This window comes from Centipeda periodontii DSM 2778 (genome assembly GCF_000213975.1).
Lineage (GTDB): Bacteria > Bacillota > Negativicutes > Selenomonadales > Selenomonadaceae > Centipeda > Centipeda periodontii.
In genome coordinates this window covers 351,430-372,964 of record NZ_GL892076.1, presented here as the reverse complement: position 1 = coordinate 372,964, position 21,535 = coordinate 351,430, and the positions used below count along the sequence as shown (strand labels likewise).

Genomic DNA, 21,535 nt, shown 5'->3' with positions numbered 1-21,535 from the left:
TTATGTTCCTGTTTCTGGGACAGAATCAAACAAATTTAATGCGTTATCCATGTTTGTTCTGCCATATTTTCGATATGCTTCCTGCATGAATTCTTGGACTGCATCCGGATGATATTTCAAAAACCACTCAGTATGATTTTTGAGATATTCTTCTCGAATTTGTGGATGATTCAGGTCGTTTGGGACACGCTTCATACGCACGTCGATACTGTCAAATCCCGTGAACGCTTCGGAAAGCCGCTCTTCAGTCATTGTAGTATACTCGGGGTTGATGTCAATGCCGATGCCGTTGCGTCCGGTCTGCTGACATACTCTCAAAAGGGTTCCGCTCCCAACAAATGGATCAAGAACCGTATCGCTTGCATTGGATGAGGCTAAAACCATCCGCTCAAACAAGCCCTCCGGTTTTTGCGTTGGATGGCTCTTTCGATTTTTGTTGCAATAGTGTACATGCGAGAATTCCCAAACATTCCCTGGGTTTGCGCCACGCATATTGTTGATTGAACGATAGAATTTCTGAGGAATCCTTATCGCATCCAAATGAAAAATAAAGTTGCTTTTGTGCTTGGTGAACATCAATATATCGTCATGGCGTGGAGAGAAGCCTTTTGTTTTTCCGACCCCCTGCGTATAAAACCATGTGATCCATGATTGAAATGTCATGCCTAATTCTTGCTCTAAAATCATATAAATATAGGAGATGTAGCGCATCCCCATAAAGACGTAGATTGTTCCATCATCCGTCAGAATTCTTTTAGCTTCTGTGAGCCATTGACGCGAAAAGGAAAGATATTCCTCGAATGCCAGCTTATCTTGATTGTTGCCGTAGTCCTTGTTCAGATTATAGGGGGGATCCGTTGCAACCAGGCGGACACTCTTATCGGGGATTTTTTCAGTGTTTCCACTGCCTCCCCGCAGATCACCTTTAATTCTTTATCCATTGATTCTTTATCGCCTCTTCGCAACGAGCTCAATCGCCTGTTTGCCCGTCATGTGAGCGATGCTCATCTCAAGCATACAGAAGCGGCTCCATGCACCGTCGATCTCCGCCGCGTGCTGTTGCTCGGTATTGTCGGGCGCGTATTTGAGGGCGAGCTTGCGAATCGCCGCAAGTTTTTCCGCATCGTCCCCGATGATGCGGATGCTGCCGAAGACGATGACACTGCGAAATGCGGTGGTGTATTTCTCGGGGATGACCTCGTCCCGATCGATGACGGCAAACGAGGCGTTCGGATTCCGTTGGATCGCGTCGATCTTGTGCCCCTCGGTCGCGCTGTGGAAGTAGATGTGTTCGCCATCGTAGACATAGCTGATGGGCACGGCGTAGGGGAATGCCTTGTCGCCCATGAGGGCGAGTACGCCCGCCGTGCCGCGCAGAAGCACTGCCTCGCTCTCTTCTTGCGAAAGCTGCTGTACATTGCGCCGCATTTTGTGAAACATGGCAGTTACCTCCCTATGAAAAAACGGAGGATATCCATATGGATTCCTCCGCGAAAAGTCAAGATGGTGGAGACGAAGAGGATTGAACTCTCGACCCCCAGATTGCGAACCTGGTGCTCTCCCAGCTGAGCTACGTCCCCGTGACTGACAAGGGACATTATACCGCGCCGATGAGAAAAATGCAAGCGTTTTTTGAGACTGTATTTGTTGACAGCTGTATGGTAAAAGCGATATAATAAGAAACAGAAAAGGTGCTATCGTGTAAACGATCAGCCCTATTTAGAACTTGGATTTAGAAAACCCGTCTAAACTTGCTAGGGCTAGACGGGTTTTCTTATGCCTTTAATGCAACGATGCAAATCGTTACCATGAAAACTAACGCTAAAAAGTCGTATAGCTCCATCGGCTTCGCCCCCTTTCGAGGGCTTAGATTAACCGCCTACCGAATAGATAGCACCTGCGCCTATTATAACACATCTGACAGCTCCGATGAAGCTGCCTTTTTCACCGCATCCCCCGCAGTACATCCGTTGCAATCTGGGGGGCGGTGAGGTGATACGCCTGCGCGAGCTCGTCGGGCTTGTAGCGGTTGAAAAACTTCTTCGGCAGCCCATAGCTCTTGACGCGCATGTTCGGTATGTCGCCGTAGAACGATGCAACTTTCTGCCCAAAGCCGCCCTCCACGATACCGTCCTCGATCGTGAGGATGCGGCTGTGGTTCTCTGCAAGCGAGGTCAGCAGCTCCGCATCGAGCCCCGAGAGGTAGAGCGGATTGATGACAGTCACATGGAGCCCCTCGTGTGCGAGTTCCTCTGCCGCCTCCGATGCGAGCGCGGCGAAGTTGCCGACGCCGATGAGCGCGACCTCCGCACCCTCACGTACCACAATGGACTTGTTCAGCGCACCGTAGTCCGCGCGCACGGGATAGGGGCTCTCCGCATAGCCTGAGAAGGGCATGCGAATCATGACAGGGTGCTCGGTCTGTGCGACTGCCCAGCGCAGGACGGCGATGTGCTCCGCGACACTCGTTGGCGCGAGGTAGACGAGGTTCGGGATATTCGAGAAAATCGAGATGTCATAGAAGCCGAGATGCGTCATATCGGTCGAGCGATAGAGTGATGTGCCCGTCGCGAGAAAGACGGCGGGGCTGCGATTGATCGCGACATCCTGCGCCATCTGGTCATAGGTGCGTTGGAAGAACGTGCTGTATGTACCGAAGATCGGGCGTGCGCCGCCGCGCGCGAGTCCCGACGCCATGGCGACGGCGTGCTCCTCGGCGATGCCGACATCGAGATACTGGCTGCCGAGCGCGGCGCGGTCTTCGGGGCTGAGGTTGATGCCGCCGACAATGCCCGCGGACAGATAGATGAAATTCGGGTTCTTCCGTGCTGTTTCGAGCACAAAATCCACGGTCGCAGCGGCGTACGGGTCGGGCGTGGCCGTCTTTTTGGCGATGCCCGTCTCCACATGAAAGGGCGCATGGCGGTGCCAGCCCTCGGGATCGTCCTCGGCGAAGGGGAGCCCCTTGCCCTTCTGCGTGTGGATGTGAATGACAATGGGGCGGTCACGGTCCTTCTCCTCGGAGAACACGCGGATGAGTTCCTCCGCATCGTTGCCGTCCGCAACATAGCGGTAGGCGAGCCCCATCGCGCGGAAGAGGTTGTCGGGTGCGGTGCCGCCCGTCTCACGCAGCTCTTTGAACTTGCGGTACATGCCGCCGTGGTTCTCGGAGATGGACTGATCGTTGTCGTTGAACACGATGATGAAGTTCGTCCCCATCTCGCCGATGACGTTCAGCCCCTCGAATGCCTCGCCGCCCGAGAGCGCACCGTCGCCGATCACGACGACGATATTTTCCTTCCCGCCCGCCAGATTGCGCGCCTTGGCGAGTCCTGAGCCGAGGCTGATGGCGGTCGAGGTGTGCCCGATGTTAAAGATATCGTGCACGCTCTCGTCGGTGTTCGTAAAGCCGGAGACATCAGCGTACTCTGCCTCGTTGACGTAGGCGCCGACGCGTCCCGTGAGCATTTTGTGCGGATAGCACTGATGGGAGACATCGAAGATGATCTTGTCGCGCGGCGAATCAAAGACCGTGTGGAGTGCGATGGTCGCTTCGATGATGCCGAGGTTCGGCCCGATGTGCCCGCCGATGCAGCTCGTGCGGTGGATGAGCGCCGCACGCATCTCCTCTGCGAGAACGCGGCGCTGCTCCGCCGTGTAGCCCCGTATGTCTGCGGGCTCGTGGATGGTCTCAAGATACAAGGGAATAGCCCTCCGTTGACACATGATAATACGCATGCTACATTATAGCATAAATTCTAAGGAGATGCCGATAAAATTCAAAACTTTCCGCGCATGGAAAATAAAAACCTCGAAGCGCGCGGCTCCGAGGTGGGGGATATGTATTGTTGCGGGTGCCTTGCCCTTCGGACCGTGTGAGAAGCCGTGGACAGTGCTTCCTATAGGTTATCCTTTCAATGCAAAGATTGTATCCGCTGCGATCTGCTCGGCGGTGAGATGGTACTCGCGTGCAAGCTCCGCGGCGTCGTAGCGATCGTGGAACTCCTTTGAGAGACCGTAGCAGCGGACGCGGATGTTCGCATCCATTCCGTAGTACGCGGCGATCTTCTGACCGAAGCCGCCCTCCAAAATTCCATCCTCGAGCGTGAGGACGAGGCGGTGCTTTTCCTTCAGCGAATCAAGCAGTACCGTGTCGAGCCCCGAGAGGAAGATCGGATTGATGACAGTCGCCTTGACCCCTTCCTTTTCCAGCTCTGCCGCAGCCGCCGAGGCGAGCTGCGCGAAGTTGCCCGCACCGATCAGTGCGACCTCCGCGCCCTCGGTGACGACCTGATATTTGTTGAGGTTGCTGTAGTCCGTGCGCACGGGGTAGGGGCTTTCCTCGTAGCCCATGACCGGCATGCGGATCATGACGGGGTGCTTCGTCTGCTCCACCGACCAGCGCAGCATCGCCGCGTACTCGTCAAGGCTCGCGGGCGCGAGGAAGACGAGGTTCGGGATATTTGCAAAGAGCGGAATGTCGAAGAAGCCGAGATGCGTCACATCGTTCATGTAGTAGAGTGATGCGCCGACGGAGAGGAAGACCGCCGCGTTGTTGTTGACCGCGACATCCTGCGCCATCTGATCGTAGACGCGCTGAAAGAAGGTGCTGTACGTGCCGAAGATCGGGCGTGCGCCGCCGCGCGCGAGCCCCGATGCCATCGCAACGGCGTGCTCCTCGGCGATGCCCACATCAACGTACTGACTGCCGAGCTCCGCGCGGTCTGCGGGGGAGAGTCCGATGCCGCCCATCGTCCCTGCCGCGAGAAAGACGAAGTTCGGATTTTCCTTTGCCTCTGCCTTGATGAAATCAACGCTCGCAACTTGAAACGGATCCGTGTACGGATGCTTCAGCGCGCCCGTCTCGATGTCGAACGGCATACGGTAGTGCCATGTCTCGCGGTCTTCCTCGGCGAACTTGTAGCCCTTGCCCTTCTGCGTGTGGATGTGGATGACGACGGGCTTTTGACTGTCCTTGACCGCAGAGAACGCGGCGATCAGCGCCTCGCAGTCGTTGCCGTCCGCCACATAGCGGTAGTCGAGCCCCATCGCACGGAACAGATTGTTCTCCGCTGTGCCGTTCGTCTCGCGCAGCTCCTTGAATGCACGGTACATCCCGCCGTGGTTTTCGGCGATCGACTGGTCGTTGTCGTTGAATACGATGATGAAGTTCGTATCCATCTCGCCGACGACGTTCAGTCCCTCAAGTGCCTCGCCGCCCGACATCGAACCGTCGCCGATGAGGGCGATGATGTTCTCCCTGCGTCCCGCGAGGTCGCGCGCCTTGGCGAGTCCCGAGGCGAGGCTGATCGAGGTGGACGTGTGCCCGACGTTGAAGAAGTCGTGCGGGCTCTCCTCCGGGTTCGTGTAGCCCGACACCTCGTCGTACTCCGCCTCGTTGATGTACGCCTCGACGCGCCCCGTCAGCATCTTGTGCGGGTAGGACTGGTGCGACACGTCATAGACGATCTTGTCCGTGGGCGAGTCAAAGACCGTGTGCAGCGCGATGATCGCCTCGACGATGCCAAAGTCGGGGCCGAAGTGTCCGCCGTGTATGCTCGCACGCTTAAGAAGTGCGTCGCGCATCTCCTCGGCGAGTGCCTTGCGCTCTGCCGCGCCGTACCCCTTGATATCGGCGGGCGATGTGATTTTTTCCAGATACATAGAGATCCCCCTTTGCCGGATCATTTCCCTGCGCAAATTATACCACCGAAATGTACGTGGGTGTCAAGGCGCGTAGCAAATGTAACGGATTATTTTCAGCAAAGCATGGTAGAGTAGGTGCTCCGATGGGAAAATGATTTTGACAGGGGGATATATAATGAAAGAATGCAAGATGAAGGACAGCCGCATCGTCATCAGTGAGGTCATGATGCCGAGTCAGGCGAATCCGAACGGGAACGTGCACGGCGGCGAGATTATGAAGCTGATGGACTCGGCGGCGTATGCGGCGGCGCGGCGCTATGCGCGTTCGAACGTGGTGACGGCGCGCGTGGACGAGCTGGAGTTCCACCTGCCGATCCGCATCGGCGACCTCGTCGTCGTGACGGCGGACATCGTCTATGTCGGGCACAGCTCGATGGAGGTCGCCGTCAACGTCATTGTCGAGGATCTGGACGACGGCGGTGATCCGCAGCTCGGTCTCTCGGCGTACTTCACCATGGTCGCGCTCGACCGCAACGCACGTCCGAAGTCCGTGCCGCCGCTCACGCTCGATACCGAGGAGGCACGCGCCGCGTTCGAGGAGGGCAAACGCCGCTACGAGGCGCACAAGGCACGCAAGCGCGGTACCGTTACGCCCACGGGCGGCTGCGTCTGCGATGCCATCGCGCAGCAGACGAAGGCGGCGAACACCGCACACACGGCGAAAGAGGCGAAGAAGTAGCACATTTTCTTGAAAAAAGAGAGCGTTTATGCTACAATAAGTACAAGACATGAACAGCAATATTCGGAATACCGAAGAGATTCCCTATGGGGATCGTCGGCGTGAAATCGTGTCTTGCGAAAGATGCCAACAGCAATACATCAACTGTCTGTAAAACAGTGTGGGGAATCTGCCCCACAGGATGGGGCGACGCTTCCGTCCGTGGCATCTTGTCCGTATATGTCCGCAGTCTGCTGCGGTGAATGAATGTGTCCGGCACAGTGCATCCGCATCTGGGTCGGGCATTTTGCGCAAAGGAGGATAAGCGATGCTGGACGCGCTGAAAGAGGAAAGCAACCGAACCTATACGCGGACGGAGAACGATGCCGCAACCTATGCAAGCTCGGGTTCAGACGTGCTCGACTTCTTTGCGGCGGCAGGCGCGCTGCGGGAGGCGGGCGAGGCGGAGATCATCGTGCGCTTCACGCGCGCCTTTGCCGAGCATCCGACCTATGCGCTGCGCACCCTCTTCTACGCGCGTGACGTGCGCGGAGGACTCGGCGAGCGGCGGCTCTTTCGCGTGCTGCTGCGCCACCTCGCCTTCGCTGCGCCCGCATCTCTCGAAAAGAATCTGAAATTCGTTCCGGGGTACGGTCGCTGGGACGATCTGCTCGTCCTTCTCGACACGCCATTGGAGGCTGCAGCTGTCCACCTGATTCGCGCACAGCTTGAAAAAGACCTGCGTGCCGCATGGGAGGAAAATCCGATCTCCCTCCTCGCGAAGTGGCTGCCGTCCGTCAATACTTCCTCGCGTGCGGCGCGTGCACAGGCGCGGCGGCTCGCGGTCCTATTCGGGATGCGGGAGGCGGACTACCGCAGGATGCTCGTCCGTCTGCGCCGCCGCATTGCGCTCATCGAGAACGCCCTGCGCACGAGGGACTATACCTTTGACTACGCAAAGCAGCCGTCGAAGGCGATGTTCAAGTACCGCGCAGCGTTTTGGCGCAACGACATGGAGCGGTACAAGGCGTTCCTTGAACGCGTCGAGCGCGGCGAGGAACGGCTGCATACGGGAACGCTCTATCCCTATGAGATCATTCGTCCGCTCTGCATATGGGGAGGAGGGTCTGCGCCAAGTCCCGAGGAAGCGCATGCGCTTGATGTCACATGGCGTGCGCTGCCCGACTATACGCATGGAGAGAACGCACTGGTTGTGCTCGACGGCTCCGGCTCGATGTACTGGGGCGGGAACCCACTGCCGAGCAGTGTCGCGCTCTCGCTTGCCATCTACTTCGCCGAGCGCAATACGGGCGCGTTTCATGGGCACTTTATCACATTTTCCCAGAACCCGCGGCTTGTCGAGATCGCGGGTACGGCGATCGTGGCGAAAACCCTCTATTGCAGGACGTTCAATGAGGTGGCGAACACGAACCTCGAAGCCGTGTTCCGCCTCCTCCTGCGCGCAGCGGTGAAGAACCGTGTGCCGCAGGAGGAACTGCCATCCGTGCTCTACATCATCACGGATATGGAGTTCGATGCCTGTACCGTGGACGCGGACGTGACGAATTTCGAGCGGGCCAAGGAACTGTTCGCGGAGGCGGGCTATGCGCTGCCGCGCATCGTCTTCTGGAACGTACAGAGCCGCCGCTGCCAGCAGCCCATCACGATGAACGAGCAGGGCGTCATGCTCGTCTCCGGCTGCAGCCCGAGCATCTTTTCCATGGTCGTCGACGGGCGCATTACCCCGTACGAGTATATGGAGCAGGTGCTCCGCAGCGAACGGTATGCGGCGATTGAGGTGTAGGCGCAAACAAAAACGCAGCTCCGCGTGGGGCTGCGTTTTCTTGTGTGGGGGAGAATTTTTGTGGTATAATATAGAAAGGAAAGCACTGATCCATTCAGCTGCGCCTCTTAGTATATCTTTTTTTGTCTGATTTTTGTCGGCAAATCTTCCACATAGCCTTTGCTATGCGTCTGGTTTGCCTTCTCCCGCGGACAAAAATCTATGCCAATCGGATGGACTTCGTTATTATCAGCAATTTCCAAGAAATTCCTACTTTTCCTACGTCGAAGGTGGTGCCCGTAATGGCGACAGTAGTTATGTCCGACACATTTATTGACAACGCAATGGTTACGGCAAAGGGGCAGATCACGATTCCCAAAGATGTGCGCAGTGTTCTTGGTGTTGAGCACGGCAGTCGTGTGACCTTTGTGGTAGAGCAGGGATCCGTCCGGCTTGTGAATGCTGCTGCCTATGCAATGCAGAGGCTGAAGCGTGAGATGGCGGGCGAGGGGGCAGAGCTCTCAGAGGATGATGTGATGGCTTTGGTAAAACGTGAGCGCAACGGAAGTGATTATGCGTGTTCTGATTGATACGAACATCTTGATCTCCGCAATCCTTACAAACGGGACGCCATTTCAAGCTTATATGAAGGCGATTACGCACCCCAACACTGCGATCATCTGCAGACAGAATGTGAATGAATTACGACGCATTTTTGCGCGGAAATTCCCTCGAAAGACGGAGGCTATGGAGCAATTTTTGCTGCTGGCCTTACAGTCGGTAGAGCTTGTTGCTGTTCCAGAGCAACCCGTTCCAGCAGAAAAGAAGATTCGTGATGCGGCAGATCGTCCGATTCTCAGAGCGGCGCTTGCGGCAAACGCAGATATCCTGTTGACTGGGGACAAGGACTTCTTGGAGGCTGGACTCGTGAAACCGAGAATTTTGTCAGCCATGGAGTTTTTACAGCGATAAGGAACACTCAGTTGGAGATCAGATGATCCCCTCAAGCTCGAGCAAATACTCCTTTTTGTCCAGTCCGCCCGCATATCCAGTGAGGCTGCCGTTTGCGCCGATGACGCGGTGGCAGGGGATGAGGATGGAGATCGGGTTGCGCCCGACCGCGCCGCCGACCGCCTGCGCCGACATGCGCCGTCCAGTGTCTTTTTCGAGTTGTTTTGCAATCGCTCCGTATGTTGTCGTTTCTCCGAATGGGATCGCTCGCAGGATTGCCCATACCGACATCTGAAACGACGTGCCCGTGGGATTGAGCGTGGGCATAAAGTCCGGCTCTTTGCCGGCGAAATACAGATCAAGCCATTTTACGACCTCTCCGAATACGGGGAGGTCTTTTTTGTGCGCCGCATCGCATGGCGGACAGCCTGTTTCCCCATCGAAGTACAGCCCCGTGAGGGCTATGCCGTCACTCGCGAGCGTGATGCCGCCGAGCGGCGATGTGTAGTGTGCTGTGTAGATCATTGGAATCCCTCCTGCTGTTGTTTGAATATCTATTATAGAAGAAAAGTGTCTTTTTTCAAAATGTCGCCTGTCATGCGACCACCCGTCCTCGTTTCCCTGCTATACTCGACACCATAGAAGAGGTCACACAGTATAGAGGAGGAGATCATCATGGCAGAGGCAAAGACAAACGGACAGACGGAACTCGTATTCATCTTGGATCGGAGCGGGTCGATGTCGGGGCTGGAGTCGGACACGATCGGCGGGTTCAACGGCATGATCGCACAGCACAAAGGGGATGGGGGAGATGTACTCGTCTCGACGGTGCTCTTTGACCACGAGGACGAGGTCATCCATGACCGCGTGCGGATCGCAGAGGTACCAACACTCACGGACAAGGAGTACTACACGCGCGGCTCGACGGCTCTGCTCGATGCGATGGGCGGCGCGATCCACCACATCAGAAACGTGCACAAGTATGCGCGTCCCGAAGATCGCCCCGCGCGCACGATGTTCATCATCACCACCGACGGCATGGAGAACGCAAGCATGCGCTACACGGCGGATCAGGTGCGCGCGATGGTGAAGAAACAGGAAAAGGAGGCGGGCTGGGAGTTCGTCTTCCTCGGCGCGAACATCGACGCCGTACAGGTCGCGGGCGGACTTGGCATCCGTGCCGAGAATGCTGTCGAGTTCGCCTGTGACGCGGCGGGCGTGCGCGAGAACTTCGCGTCGCTTTCGCGCATGACGTGTGCATTCGCACATACGGGCATCATCGGAGCGGGCTGGAAGACGAAGATCGGTGAACACCTTGCAAAGCATAAGAGCGGGCGCAGCTGAACGGTGAGCGTGAAGCCCAAAGATGGCAGGGCGAATTTATGAGCGAGTGCATAAATGTCGCCTGCCATGCGACCATGCGCAGCCGTCCTTCTGCTATACTCGCATCCATAGAAAAGGTCAACCGATATAGAGGAGGAGCATATCATGGCAGAGGCAAAGACAAACGGACAGACAGAGCTGATATTCCTCATGGACGTCAGCGAGCCCATGGCGGACTTTGCGTCCGATATCATCGCCGGGTTCAACGGCATGATTGCACGGCTCAGAGAGGAAGAGACGGATATCCTTGTCACTACCTGGCAGTTCGCTGATTTTTGCTTGTACGTTGATGAACGTGTGCCGATCACCGCGGACTCCGTACGCATGGAACAGGACTTCTTTGAGCGCCTCCGTATCATGCGGGAGCAGGTTGCACGCCAAGCTGCTCCCGCGCCCATCACACTAGAGGACGGCAAGCCCGGTAGAAGGGTGCTGATCAATGCGATAGGCGGTGTTGTCTGCCGCGCTAGGTACGTATACAAGCATTACCCCGAGAACCCCGCGCGTACGATGTTCGTCATCATCACGGGCGGAACGGATAACGCGAGCCTGTACTACTGGACGCCTGACCGGCTGCGGGATCTGGTAGAGCGGCAGGAAAAGGAGGCGGGCTGGACGTTTATCCTCCTCGGTGCGAACATCGATGCAGCGCAGGTCGCAAGAGACCTCGGCCTCCCTGCCGAGAACGCCGCCCAGTTCGCCTGTGACGCGGTGGGCGTGCGCGAGAACTTCGCATCGCTTTCGCGCATGACGTGTGCATTCGCACATACGGGCATCGTCGGAGCGGGCTGGAAGACGAAGATCGGCGAACACCTTGCAAAGACGCAGAGCGGGCGCAGCTGAGCGGAGAACGTGAAGCCCAAAGATGGCAGGGCGAATTTATCAGCGAGTGCATAAATGTCGCCTGCCATGCGACCATGCGCCGCCGTCCTTCTGCTATACTCGCATCCATAGAAAAGGTCAACTGATATAGAGGAGGAGCATATCATGGCAGAAGCAAAGACAAACGGACAGACGGACACACGGAGAGGGTATTTCGACGTGGACGGCAGCGGAGCGATGACGGAGCTGATCTTCCTGTTGGAGCTGAGCGGGCCGATGGCGGATCTTGAGTCCGATCTGATCGACGGATTCAACGATATGATCGCGCGGCTCAGGGAGGAGCGGACGGATCTCCTTGTTTGGCTCTGGAAAGAGATCGCCGGTTGCATTGACCATAAAGAGATCACCCATTGCATCGACCATAATACCCGCGTGCCGATCACCGAGGATGCTGCGCTCATCGAACAGGGCTGCTTTACGCGTCTCCTTACCCTTGCGGAACAGTATAGGCATGAACATCCCGAAGATTTCGTAGAGCAGGACAGCGAGCGCGGCAGCGGGGGACTGTTCGATTCCATCGGTGCCTCCATCCACATGGCTCAGCTCGTGCACCGGGAGGATCGCCCCGAAGAGCGTCCCGTGCGTACGATGTTCATCATCATCACGGACAACACGGAGATCGAGCGCGCGAACCAGTACTACTGGACACCTGACAGGGTGCGGGAGTTGGTACAGCAGCAGGAAAAGGAGGCGGGCTGGGAATTCGTTTTCCTCGGTACGAACATCGACGCGAAGCAGGTCGCAGGAGACGTCGGCATCCCCGCCGAGAACACCGCCGCGTTCGCCTGTGATGCGGCGGGCGTGCGCGAGAACTTCGCATCGCTCGGGGCGATGATCTTGGAGTTTTCCGCGACAGGTGTTGCTCTGCCGACATGGTCGCGGAAGATCAGCGAGCATCTTACAAAGACGCAGAGCGGGCGCAGCTAAGTGAAATAGAAGCCTGCCCCGCATGCGGGGAAGGACTGTTATACGAAGACAGCAATTTTCGTATAACAGTCCTTGCTCTTTTTCCATAACAAATGAAAACAAATCCCTTGCGTGGACAATTCGGGTATGTTAAAATTTTATGAAAAGAAACTGAGAGGGGAATGTCCATGTTACCGCCGCATCAAACTCCATCCGCCGACCTCCTTGAACGGATTCGCCGTTATATTGCCGCGCATTTGCAGGGTTCCTCCGACATCATCGAGGAAGCAAAGCGTAAGCTGCCGCATCCCGTACCGCGTCCCTTCGAGGACGAGCGCGAGCGGTACGGCGTGCGGGGCGGCCTTCCAAAGGGGCGGGAGATACGCGGCGCAGGAGTGGCAGGTGTCATACTCAATGTGGGGGACCGCCTTGACACGATCCTTTCCCGCCTCAAAAGCAAACTCGACAAGACGGAAGAAACCTTCTCCGAGCGCCTCCTGCGCCTCATCGACGAGAGCGGCATGACCGATGTCGAGGCGTACAAGCGCGCGAGGATTGACCGCAAACTTTTCTCCAAGATTCGCACCGACAAGAACTATCATCCGAAAATCCGCGTCGTCTACGCATTCATCTTTGTCCTGCATCTGAACCTCGACGACGCGCGTGATCTCCTCGCGAGCGCGGGCTACAGCATCTCGCCTGCGCACGAATACGACCTCGCCATGCAGTACTGCATCGAGGAGGGCTTCGACATCGACACCGTGAACGAGATCCTGTATGCGCTCGGGATGGATGTGCTGTGATGAAAGGTTGGCATGAATGATGGAAAAAACGCGTGAAACCATCGTAGACACGTATCGTCTAATTTTGGACAAACTGATGTCTGCCTCCATCGAGGTGGATCGTGCTACTGATCCCGGTATGGGCATTGTAGAGAAGCGGGACATTCGCACGCAGATCATGCGGATGCAGGCGGACTTTCGTGCTGCAGAATATGCTGTTCCCAATGCAGATGAATGGAATGTCTGCCGTGTTGTATTCTTCGGTGAGACAAATGCGGGGAAGTCGACGCTGATTGAGGCCTTGCGCCTATACTATGCCGCGCGTAGACAGACGGCGTGGGGAACATGGGGGGCGACCATCGGGGATGGGAACACAGATTTTACGAAGCAGGCCGCACATTACGACGTGCGCGTCGACTCCTGCACACTGCGGCTGACCGATCTTCCCGGGATCGAGGGGGTGCTTGAGGGGAAGTCGCCGGACTTTTCAAAGGCCATCAAGGACGAACTGTCCAAGGCAAATGTTGTTCTCTACATCGTGGGAAACGAGAAGAAACCCGAGCGTGAGACGCTGAAGAAACTGAAAAGCTATCTCCGACAGGATGCGCGGGTCTATGCGGTCTGCAACGTGCACTGCAAGGGGAAGAAAAACCGCGACCCTGCGCTTGATGGGCTGTATACAGATGACCTCATGAAGAAGATGGAGGCTGTTCGGCGCGAGGCGGCGGTGCAAGCTGCGGAGGAACTCAGGGCGGTGCTGGGCGAGAACTATCAGGGCGGCTATGCGATGAATGCCCACCTTGCTTTTGCAGGGGTGGCGTATGATGAAACCAGCGGAAAAACTCTGATCGCCCCCCATCTGGATGCTCTGATTCAGGATCAGGAAATTTATGCGCGTGAATTTTCCGCCTCCTACGAGTCGATGCGTGTCTCCAGTCGTCTGGATATGATCGTCGAACTCTTGCAGGAGTGGGCGAGAGATTTCCCAACGGCGTGCTACGAACAGCAGCGGCGAAAACTCAGCAGACTGATCGGAGAGCTTACCGCGCGAGATGAGGAGACGGTGGGAGCACTTGCTGTGCTCTCGGATCTTCAAGCGCAGATGGAGCGTGAGTACCGTGTTTTTGAGAGTGCGCGTGCTGAAGCGTGCAGTGCACAGCAGATATTTGCATGGACGATTGTGGAGATTCCGAAGAAGATCGCTTCGAAATATCGCTCGAAATATCAGGACGTGATGTACAAAGCGATCGAACAGGAGTGGGACGGCAGCATCAGCGAGAAATACGTCAAGCAGTTCATGAAAGACAACGAGAAGGGGATGCAGAAGTTCATCGCAGAGGAAGTGCAAAAGAAGATAGATAATGCACGTTTTGTTCTACAGGAAAAATATGAACGGCTGAACGAGAAAATCCAACATGTGGGGCAGATGGGATTCGGAAGTGCCACGGGAATGGCGTTTTCGGGGAGTGGGTTCCAATACAAGGGCACCGATCTAAAGGAGAATCTGTGGAACGGAGTGGATCTTGGCCTGAACGCTCTTGCCCTCGGGGGGGCGTTGGCGGCTCTGTTTTCGACAGGCGTTGCTGCTGTGATTACGCTTCCTGTAATCATTGGCTTTGCGGCAGTGAAACACATTAAGGGAAAGGAAGAACGCATCGCCAAGGCAAAGGCTGCGGCGAAGGATCTCTTTGCCCAGCAGGAAGATAGGCTTACTGCTAAACTCATCGAGAAGCTGAACGAGCTCGATCTTGTGGGGCAGGTGCGCACCAAGACGTATGACAAGTTCTCCCAGATGGTGGATCAGCACGCGAGAGCCACGCAGGAGATCGGTGTCGTGGTCAAGGATCTGCGGCATTTCTTTGGTGTGAAATAGAATTCGTGGTCAAGGAGCGGATGCCGCTCCTTCATATACTGTGGATGCAGACAGGAGGATATTCTCATGCAAAACATGACGGCAAAATCCCGCTACGAGGCGGTTAAGGAGCGGCTCAAGAAACTTTCTGCGTTGGGGGTGGACTGTCAGGAGGATTGTGAAAAGCTCGACAAGAAGCTGGCGGAGCTTCCGAAAGAAAAGCTCTCCATCGCCCTCGTCGGTGCATTCTCGGACGGCAAGACGAGCGTTATCGCGGGTCTTGCGGGTGATACACTCGACGGAATGGAGATCGCCATGGATGAGGCGACGGCCGGCATCCACATCTACGAGCCGGATGAAGCAAAGATGCCATGTCGCATGGTGGACACGCCGGGGCTCTTTGGGACGAAAGAGATGGCGGTCTCAGGAAAGTTGCAGCATTTCGATGCCATCACGCGCCGCTATTTCGACGAAGCTCCCGTGCTGCTCTATGTTGTCGAGAGCAAGAATCCCATCAAGGACAGCCACAAGGAGCTTTTGCGCCATGTTATGCGTGATCTCGGCAAGTCTGACCGCATGATCTTCGTCGTCAACCGAATGGATGATGTCGCGGACGTGACCGATGATGAAGCCTATGCGAAACAGGCGGAGATCAAGAAGAGTGCGGTGCGTACGAAGCTGGAGGAACTCGTCGGGCTGACGATGGAAGAATCACGGAATGCCCGCATCGTCTGCATTGCTGCTGACCCCGAGCGGAGGGGGATGGCGTTCTGGAAGGAGCACATGGACGCATATATGCAACGCTCGCATATGGGGGAACTCAAAGCGGCAATCGACGAGCTCCTTGCGGGACACACAGAAGTGGGGCTGCTCGATGATGCTTCGCGCGAGACCGCGTGTGTCCTTCTGCGGGAGAACATCGCGGCGGTCGGTGAAATCGTCGAGAACTATGAAACAACGATTCTTCCTGCGCTGTACGAGACAAATACGCAGCAGAAGAAAGAGGTCACACGTACAAAGGAGCATCTTGAACGGGAGCGCAATGCCTGTTACGAGGATTTGGACGATTATCGCAATAAACTGGTCGGAGAGATCCACGGACTGACACTCGACAATGCAGAGGCGTTTATTAAAATGCAGATCGGACAGATCGGTGAGGAGTATGGACATGAGTTCGAGCATCAGCTGCAGAAAATCATGGAACGCCATTTTTCCCTGATGCGGAGCGAAACGGAGTTCCTGAGCAGCTCCCTTGAAAAGTTGACTCGTACACAGGAGAATCTTTTTGCGGACGGACTCAAAAAAGGGGTCAAGGGACTCAAGCATATGCCTAAGGGCGTGATGGTTGAAGGTGCGCGAAAGGGGATCTTCATCGGGCGAGACCTGCTCGGCAAGATTGGCATCGTCATCAAGTTCAAACCGTGGCAGGTGGTGAAGATAGCGCGGTTTGCGCCTATTGCGAACGGGATTTTAACGGTTGTGATGATGGTTTATGATCTCTGCTCTATCCAAGAGAGGAATGCGCGGCTGGCGAAACTCAAAGAGGATCTTCACAACGCTGTGGAAGATGCGATCAAGGATACGCGAGACAGCATCGGAGGAGAGGCGTTCTACAAAAACTACGCACCGCATATTCCAGAACTTGAGCAGGCGATTGAAGATGGTCGCACCAAGATCGAGGAACTGGAACAACATACGCAAGCACTTGCGATGTGGCAGAAGGATGCGGAAAACCTGCTGAAAAAGATGCAGACGGCATAAGCAGGAGGAAATATTCGGGCATGGGCGCAATTCGTCCATGTCTTTTGCTATCATCGAGATAAATCATGAAATGTCGCCTGTGCGGCGACCTATGGAGGCGGAGGTTCTGCTAAGATAGGGACATCAAGAAGAGAGTACAGGAGGCGAGGATAATGAGCGTGTTGAAGAATTTGCAGAACGTATTTCGTGCGGTGCGTCCGCCGTGTGCGCGCTGTCCCTATCGGCTCGGGCTGGTGAAATTCGTGCAGAGCCCGTGCCCTGCGTGCAGGATGGATGGCTATCGCATGTATGATGTACTGACGCGCGATCGGCTCGCATTCCCCGGCATCTGGCGCGGCGGGCTGTTTCGCGACGGGGCGGACGATGGGAAGATTTTCCGCAGGTAGGTGAATGATGGAAACAATCAAGGGCGTTGTGAAGCTCGTTGGCGAATGCGTCACTGTACTGGTACTGCTGGTCGCATACGCCATCGTAAAAGTACTGTATTGGGGCGTCATGGGCATCAAATTTCTTATCGCGCTCGTGATTTCTTTGAACTAGGGGGGAGCATGAATGACAATGGATCGCATGGAGATACGCGGACGTTGCGGCGTCGCGATTGCATACGCAAAGGTGATCGAGGACGAGGCGGTCGAGCAGATCCGCCGCATGTGCGACTATGAGTTCACGGAGGGCGCGAGCATCCGCATCATGCCCGACGTACACTGGGGCAAGGGTTGCACCATCGGCACAACGATGACCGTCCGGGACAAGGTGGTTCCGAACCTCGTCGGTGTGGACATCGGCTGCGGCATGTATACGGTTGACCTTGGCAAGGAGGAGATCGACCTCGCGCGCTTCGATGAGGCGGCGCACTACGTCCCCTCGGGACGAAACCTCTGGGACGGGCGGCAGGAGAAGTTCGACCTCCTCGGTCTGTGCTGCTATCGCGCCCTCAAGGACACAAAGCGCATCGCACGCAGCCTCGGCACGCTCGGCGGTGGCAATCACTTCATCGAGATCGACCGCAGCGCGGACGGCACGAACTACCTCGTCATCCACACGGGCAGCCGCAACCTCGGCAAGCAGGTCGCCGAATACTATCAGAATATCGCCATCGATCTCTCGCACGGCAAGGACGAACTGTTCCGTGCGCGTGACGAGCTCATCCGCAGGTATAAGGCGGAGGGACGGCGCGGCGAGCTGCAGGAGGCGCTCAAGGATCTGAATCGCGCGTTTCAGGCAAAGGCGGCGGAAATTCCCGCCGACCTCGCGTTCCTTTTTGGCAGCTACCTTGAGGACTACCTGCACGACATCGAGATCTGTCAGGACTTCGCGCGGCGGAATCGCGAAGTCCTTGCGCGCGTTCTCTTGGAGCGCACGGGGCTTGTGGCGGGCGAGGCGTTCCACACCATACACAACTACATTGACACCGAGGAGCGCATTCTCCGCAAGGGAGCAATCGCAGCGCACAAGGGTGAGCGCGTCCTCATCCCAATCAACATGCGCGACGGCAGCATTCTCGCCGTCGGGCGCGGCGAGCCGGACTGGAACTACTCCGCACCGCACGGCGCGGGACGCCTCATGTCGCGTACGGCGGCAAAGGAAAACCTCTCCATGGACGAGTTCCGCGAAACAATGGTAGATGTCTATACAACGGCGGTCAATGAGAACACACTTGACGAGGCACCGATGGCGTACAAGTCGCTCGCGGACATCATTGACGTGATCGAGGACAGCGTGGACGTGATCGAGGTGCTGAAGCCGATCTATAATTTCAAGGCGGGGTGAACGCTCGTGTACGGCGCAATTTTGGGGGACATCATCGGCTCGCCCTACGAGTTCGACCGTGGGGAAAAGACGAAAGAGTTCGAGCTTTTCCCCGCACACACACGCTTCACAGACGATACCGTCATGACCATCGCCGTCGCCGAGGCTCTGATGGCGTCGGGGCAGACACCGAATGAGGCAACAGTGAAAGCCGATGTGGTGCACTTCATGCAGCACTGGGGACGCTGTTATCCGCGCGTCGGCTATGGCGGATTGTTCCGCAAATGGCTCGTGACGGATGATCCGCAGCCCTACGGCAGCTTTGGCAACGGTGCGGCGATGCGCGTCTCCTCCGTCGGGTGGCTCTATTCGAGCTTTTCGCTCACGCAGAAGGTCGCACGCTGGACGGCGGAGGTTACGCACAATCATCCCGAGGGCATCAAGGGCGCGGAGGCAGTCGCGAGTGCCATCTATCTTGCACGCGGGGGGAGCAGCAAAGCCGTCATTCGGCAATACATCTCAGGGCAGTACGGCTATGATTTTTCGCGCTCGCTCAAGGCGATCCGCCCGCACTATCGCATGGACGCCACCTGTCAGGGCAGCGTCCCCGAGGCGATTACCGCCTTTTTCGAGAGCACGAGCATGGTTGATGCCATCCGGGGCGCCGTCTCCCTCGGTGGCGACACCGACACCACTGCCTGCATTGCGGGCAGCATCGCTGAGGCATTCTACGGCTGTCCCGATGATCTGCATGAGGAGTGCGTGAAGCGGATTCCTGCGGATATGCGCGAAGTCCTGTTTGCATTCGATATGATGCGGGAGGAACGCAGGGGCGGAGAACTTTGCTGGCGTGAGGAACGTCCGTTGAACAGCTTCTATAGTGTGATACGAAGGAATTCGGTTCATAGCAGGAAAAAGAAGAAATGATGCAGAATTAGTGATATATTTGGAAAGAAATGTTAAGGGGCGGAATCATATGATAGAGCAAAATTCCCGTCGAACAGAAAATGATTTGACAGCTGTATTAGATGCTTGCGCGATATCTGCGCGTCGTGGCTATGACATTGCCATAGATGGGACGGAGGCACTCAAGAAAAGCATCCATCACATGAGTGAGCAGTTAAGTAATCAGATTCGTACTCTCAAAAGAAGTAAGTTCAATGACCCGAAAATGATGAATGATTTGATTGCGCAACTATCATCGATTCAATCGGATTTTGGTGCTGTTCCGATGAAGGTGGCTGAGGAGGTCGGCGGTCTGGTCAAGGATACGTTCGCCATTACTCTTTTCGGCAGAACGATGGCGGGCAAATCCACATTGATGGAGATTCTTATCCGTGGGAATGGCGCGTCCATCGGTCTCGGTGGGCAGCGCACAACACGCGATGTTCGCACCTATCGGTATAAGAATTTGCAAATCACCGACGTGCCGGGGATTGCTGCGTTCGAGGGGGCGGAGGATGAGCGCGTTGCCTACGAAGCGGCAAAGAAGGGTGACCTCATCCTGTTCCTCATTACGAATGATGCCCCGCAGGCGAAAGAGGCGGAATGCCTTGACCATATCCTCCGACTCGGGAAACCCGTGATCTGCCTCATCAATGTAAATGTGGCCTTGCGTTCGCCGAATGATTTGAATAAGGGCTTGTTTCGGCGTGATATGACCAAGAAATTCGCGCCGAAACGACTGCGCGACTTACAGGAGCAATTCGTTGCGTTTGGACGGCAATACGGAAGTGATTGGAGTGGTATACCGTTCATTCCTGTGCATTTGAAGGCAGCGTTTTTGTCTCAACAGGACGCTTTTCAGGAAGTCAGGGATGAAGTCTATGAGCTTTCACGCTTTCCTTTGGTCGAGGAGTATATCATCCGCGAGGTATGCGCGCGTGGGAGTTTTTATAAGTTCAAGACCTTTCTCGATGCCGTAGCCGTCCCAGCCTTGACAATGGTGGAGCGTTTGTTTCGGTATAGTGTCCAGAATCTAAAACAGCAGGAACTACTCGGTGAGAAACGGGCAAATCTGGCTTCTTGGATTTCCTCGTTCGAGGCGGACGGAGAGAAGAGGATCGAGACATTCCTTACGAATCTGCGGAGTTCTCTGAAACGAAGTGTTGCCGAATTTGCCGAGGAACATTATGATGATCAAAGAGCAGGCGACGCTTGGGCAGCAATGCTCAAAAAGCGCAATATTAGCGGCAAGGCAGAGGAGCTAATCAATCAGTTAGGGCACGAGTATGAGGCAGAACTCCGTGAAATCAGCCGTGCAATCTGTGCCGAGATGCGTTTTTCTGAGCAATCGTTCACCAACCATAGCATCAATATGGAGTCTATTATTGATGCGAAGCGGATGTGGAACTGGTTTGCCGCTGTGGGAAATGGCGGTCTTGTTATCGGTGCATTAGCAAACTGGTGGAATCCTGGAGGATGGGTTCTTTTTGGAATTGCGGCTGCTAGCACTCTGATATCGTTTCTCTTTACTGATCGGGAGAAAAAGGTACGAGATGCCCGCCGCAAACTGGAGAAGAAACTGACGGAGCATATCGAAGAGATCATCAAACAGCTGCGCAAAGACATGAACAGCTGTCTGCAAAAAAATCTCATCAAGGAATATGTATTGCCGATGCAGAGAGTCGTATATAAAATCGAAAGTTCCGTTTCCAAACTGTCCGAGGCTCAACGAAATACGGCACGCATGTTAAATGACAAGCTGCGGAAAATCAATACAGAGTTGTTAAAAGCAGCATTTGACCATATTGGACGGGACGGGATGATGCGGCATATCGGCAAGGTGGCGCGTATTCCCGGCGATACTGTGATGATGGACTGTACGCAAGGCGGCGTTTTACCGCATAGCGCGCAGGACGAACTGGCGGCACTGCTCAGAGAGCAGGTTCTCTGTATTGAGGGCTGTGATGATGTATACGATGTGCTGCGGGAGGCGATTTGGAGTCCCGATATTCCTCCGAAGGAAATTTGGGAGAGTCGCATTGTCACCTCGGTTGGGCACGCTCCGTGTTGCGTGAGTATTCCTCAACTGGATGTCAGTGATGCCGCTCTGCGCAGCCGTATTCGGCTGGCGCAGCAGCTCACAGAGATGGTCGTTATGAACTGATGGAGGGGACAGA

At 55.8% G+C, this 21,535-nt stretch carries 20 protein-coding genes and 1 tRNA gene; 15 read left to right on the top strand and 6 right to left on the bottom strand.

Annotated elements, in window-relative coordinates:
• The 5 genes from HMPREF9081_RS01650 to HMPREF9081_RS01630 all read right to left on the bottom strand — a co-directional run bounded on the left by HMPREF9081_RS01650 (nucleotide 1) and on the right by HMPREF9081_RS01630 (nucleotide 5,664).
• Nucleotides 1–867, bottom strand: coding sequence for a DNA-methyltransferase (locus tag HMPREF9081_RS01650; protein ID WP_083812197.1), 867 nt, complete (start codon nucleotides 865–867; stop codon nucleotides 1–3).
• 81 nt (nucleotides 868–948) lie between these two features.
• Nucleotides 949–1,440 (bottom strand): pyridoxamine 5'-phosphate oxidase family protein, encoded by a 492-nt coding sequence (locus HMPREF9081_RS01645; RefSeq protein WP_006305172.1) that lies wholly within the window; start codon nucleotides 1,438–1,440, stop codon nucleotides 949–951.
• 64 nt (nucleotides 1,441–1,504) lie between these two features.
• Nucleotides 1,505–1,580 (bottom strand) — tRNA-Ala (locus HMPREF9081_RS01640).
• 364 nt (nucleotides 1,581–1,944) lie between these two features.
• Nucleotides 1,945–3,702 carry a 1-deoxy-D-xylulose-5-phosphate synthase gene (locus HMPREF9081_RS01635; RefSeq protein ID WP_040394234.1) on the bottom strand — a complete coding sequence of 586 codons (1,758 nt, stop codon included), beginning with the start codon at nucleotides 3,700–3,702 and terminating at the stop codon, nucleotides 1,945–1,947.
• 204 nt (nucleotides 3,703–3,906) lie between these two features.
• Nucleotides 3,907–5,664: a 1-deoxy-D-xylulose-5-phosphate synthase gene (locus HMPREF9081_RS01630; RefSeq protein ID WP_040394232.1), complete on the bottom strand. Its 1,758-nt coding sequence runs from the start codon at nucleotides 5,662–5,664 to the stop codon at nucleotides 3,907–3,909.
• A 157-nt stretch (nucleotides 5,665–5,821) separates the two neighbouring features.
• Here HMPREF9081_RS01630 and HMPREF9081_RS01625 point away from each other — a divergent pair, with 157 nt between their 5' ends.
• The 4 genes from HMPREF9081_RS01625 to HMPREF9081_RS01610 all read left to right on the top strand — a co-directional run bounded on the left by HMPREF9081_RS01625 (nucleotide 5,822) and on the right by HMPREF9081_RS01610 (nucleotide 9,119).
• Entirely contained in the window at nucleotides 5,822–6,385 is a 564-nt protein-coding gene (locus tag HMPREF9081_RS01625) for an acyl-CoA thioesterase (protein WP_040394229.1), read from the top strand.
• A 307-nt stretch (nucleotides 6,386–6,692) separates the two neighbouring features.
• Nucleotides 6,693–8,168 (top strand): DUF2828 family protein, encoded by a 1,476-nt coding sequence (locus HMPREF9081_RS01620; protein ID WP_006305168.1) that lies wholly within the window; start codon nucleotides 6,693–6,695, stop codon nucleotides 8,166–8,168.
• Nucleotides 8,169–8,449: 281 nt separating this feature from the next.
• Nucleotides 8,450–8,737: an AbrB/MazE/SpoVT family DNA-binding domain-containing protein gene (locus HMPREF9081_RS01615; protein WP_040394225.1), complete on the top strand. Its 288-nt coding sequence runs from the start codon at nucleotides 8,450–8,452 to the stop codon at nucleotides 8,735–8,737.
• Entirely contained in the window at nucleotides 8,700–9,119 is a 420-nt protein-coding gene (locus HMPREF9081_RS01610) for a putative toxin-antitoxin system toxin component, PIN family (RefSeq protein ID WP_245529835.1), read from the top strand. The genes HMPREF9081_RS01615 and HMPREF9081_RS01610 overlap by 38 nt, the downstream gene beginning before the upstream one ends.
• Nucleotides 9,120–9,137: 18 nt before the next feature.
• Here HMPREF9081_RS01610 and HMPREF9081_RS01605 read toward each other — a convergent pair whose 3' ends face one another.
• On the bottom strand, nucleotides 9,138–9,623 hold the full coding sequence (locus HMPREF9081_RS01605) for a methylated-DNA--[protein]-cysteine S-methyltransferase (RefSeq protein WP_006305165.1): 486 nt from the start codon (nucleotides 9,621–9,623) through the stop codon (nucleotides 9,138–9,140).
• Between the two features lie 150 nt (nucleotides 9,624–9,773).
• Between HMPREF9081_RS01605 and HMPREF9081_RS01600 the strand changes: the two genes are divergently transcribed.
• The 11 genes from HMPREF9081_RS01600 (at nucleotide 9,774) to HMPREF9081_RS01555 (ending at nucleotide 21,522) form a co-directional block, all read left to right on the top strand.
• On the top strand, nucleotides 9,774–10,442 hold the full coding sequence (locus HMPREF9081_RS01600; protein WP_006305163.1) for a vWA domain-containing protein: 669 nt from the start codon (nucleotides 9,774–9,776) through the stop codon (nucleotides 10,440–10,442).
• Nucleotides 10,443–10,586: 144 nt separating this feature from the next.
• Nucleotides 10,587–11,324 carry a hypothetical protein gene (locus HMPREF9081_RS01595; protein WP_006305162.1) on the top strand — a complete coding sequence of 246 codons (738 nt, stop codon included), beginning with the start codon at nucleotides 10,587–10,589 and terminating at the stop codon, nucleotides 11,322–11,324.
• Between the two features lie 144 nt (nucleotides 11,325–11,468).
• Nucleotides 11,469–12,290, top strand: coding sequence for a hypothetical protein (locus tag HMPREF9081_RS01590; protein WP_006305161.1), 822 nt, complete (start codon nucleotides 11,469–11,471; stop codon nucleotides 12,288–12,290).
• Between the two features lie 167 nt (nucleotides 12,291–12,457).
• On the top strand, nucleotides 12,458–13,072 hold the full coding sequence (locus tag HMPREF9081_RS01585; RefSeq protein ID WP_040394224.1) for a hypothetical protein: 615 nt from the start codon (nucleotides 12,458–12,460) through the stop codon (nucleotides 13,070–13,072).
• A 64-nt stretch (nucleotides 13,073–13,136) separates the two neighbouring features.
• Nucleotides 13,137–14,924: a GTPase gene (locus HMPREF9081_RS01580; RefSeq protein ID WP_167535608.1), complete on the top strand. Its 1,788-nt coding sequence runs from the start codon at nucleotides 13,137–13,139 to the stop codon at nucleotides 14,922–14,924.
• Nucleotides 14,925–14,990: 66 nt separating this feature from the next.
• Nucleotides 14,991–16,664, top strand: a complete 1,674-nt coding sequence (locus HMPREF9081_RS01575) for a LeoA/HP0731 family dynamin-like GTPase (RefSeq protein WP_006305158.1) — start codon at nucleotides 14,991–14,993, stop codon at nucleotides 16,662–16,664.
• 152 nt (nucleotides 16,665–16,816) lie between these two features.
• On the top strand, nucleotides 16,817–17,050 hold the full coding sequence (locus HMPREF9081_RS01570) for a hypothetical protein (protein ID WP_006305157.1): 234 nt from the start codon (nucleotides 16,817–16,819) through the stop codon (nucleotides 17,048–17,050).
• Between the two features lie 4 nt (nucleotides 17,051–17,054).
• Complete coding sequence (locus HMPREF9081_RS13750; RefSeq protein ID WP_006305156.1) at nucleotides 17,055–17,204, top strand: hypothetical protein; 150 nt, start codon at nucleotides 17,055–17,057, stop codon at nucleotides 17,202–17,204.
• 12 nt (nucleotides 17,205–17,216) lie between these two features.
• Entirely contained in the window at nucleotides 17,217–18,434 is a 1,218-nt protein-coding gene (locus tag HMPREF9081_RS01565) for an RtcB family protein (RefSeq protein ID WP_006305155.1), read from the top strand.
• A gap of 6 nt (nucleotides 18,435–18,440) precedes the next feature.
• On the top strand, nucleotides 18,441–19,340 hold the full coding sequence (locus HMPREF9081_RS01560) for an ADP-ribosylglycohydrolase family protein (protein ID WP_006305154.1): 900 nt from the start codon (nucleotides 18,441–18,443) through the stop codon (nucleotides 19,338–19,340).
• Between the two features lie 49 nt (nucleotides 19,341–19,389).
• Nucleotides 19,390–21,522 (top strand): GTPase, encoded by a 2,133-nt coding sequence (locus HMPREF9081_RS01555; protein ID WP_006305153.1) that lies wholly within the window; start codon nucleotides 19,390–19,392, stop codon nucleotides 21,520–21,522.
• Nucleotides 21,523–21,535: the final 13 nt, after the last annotated feature.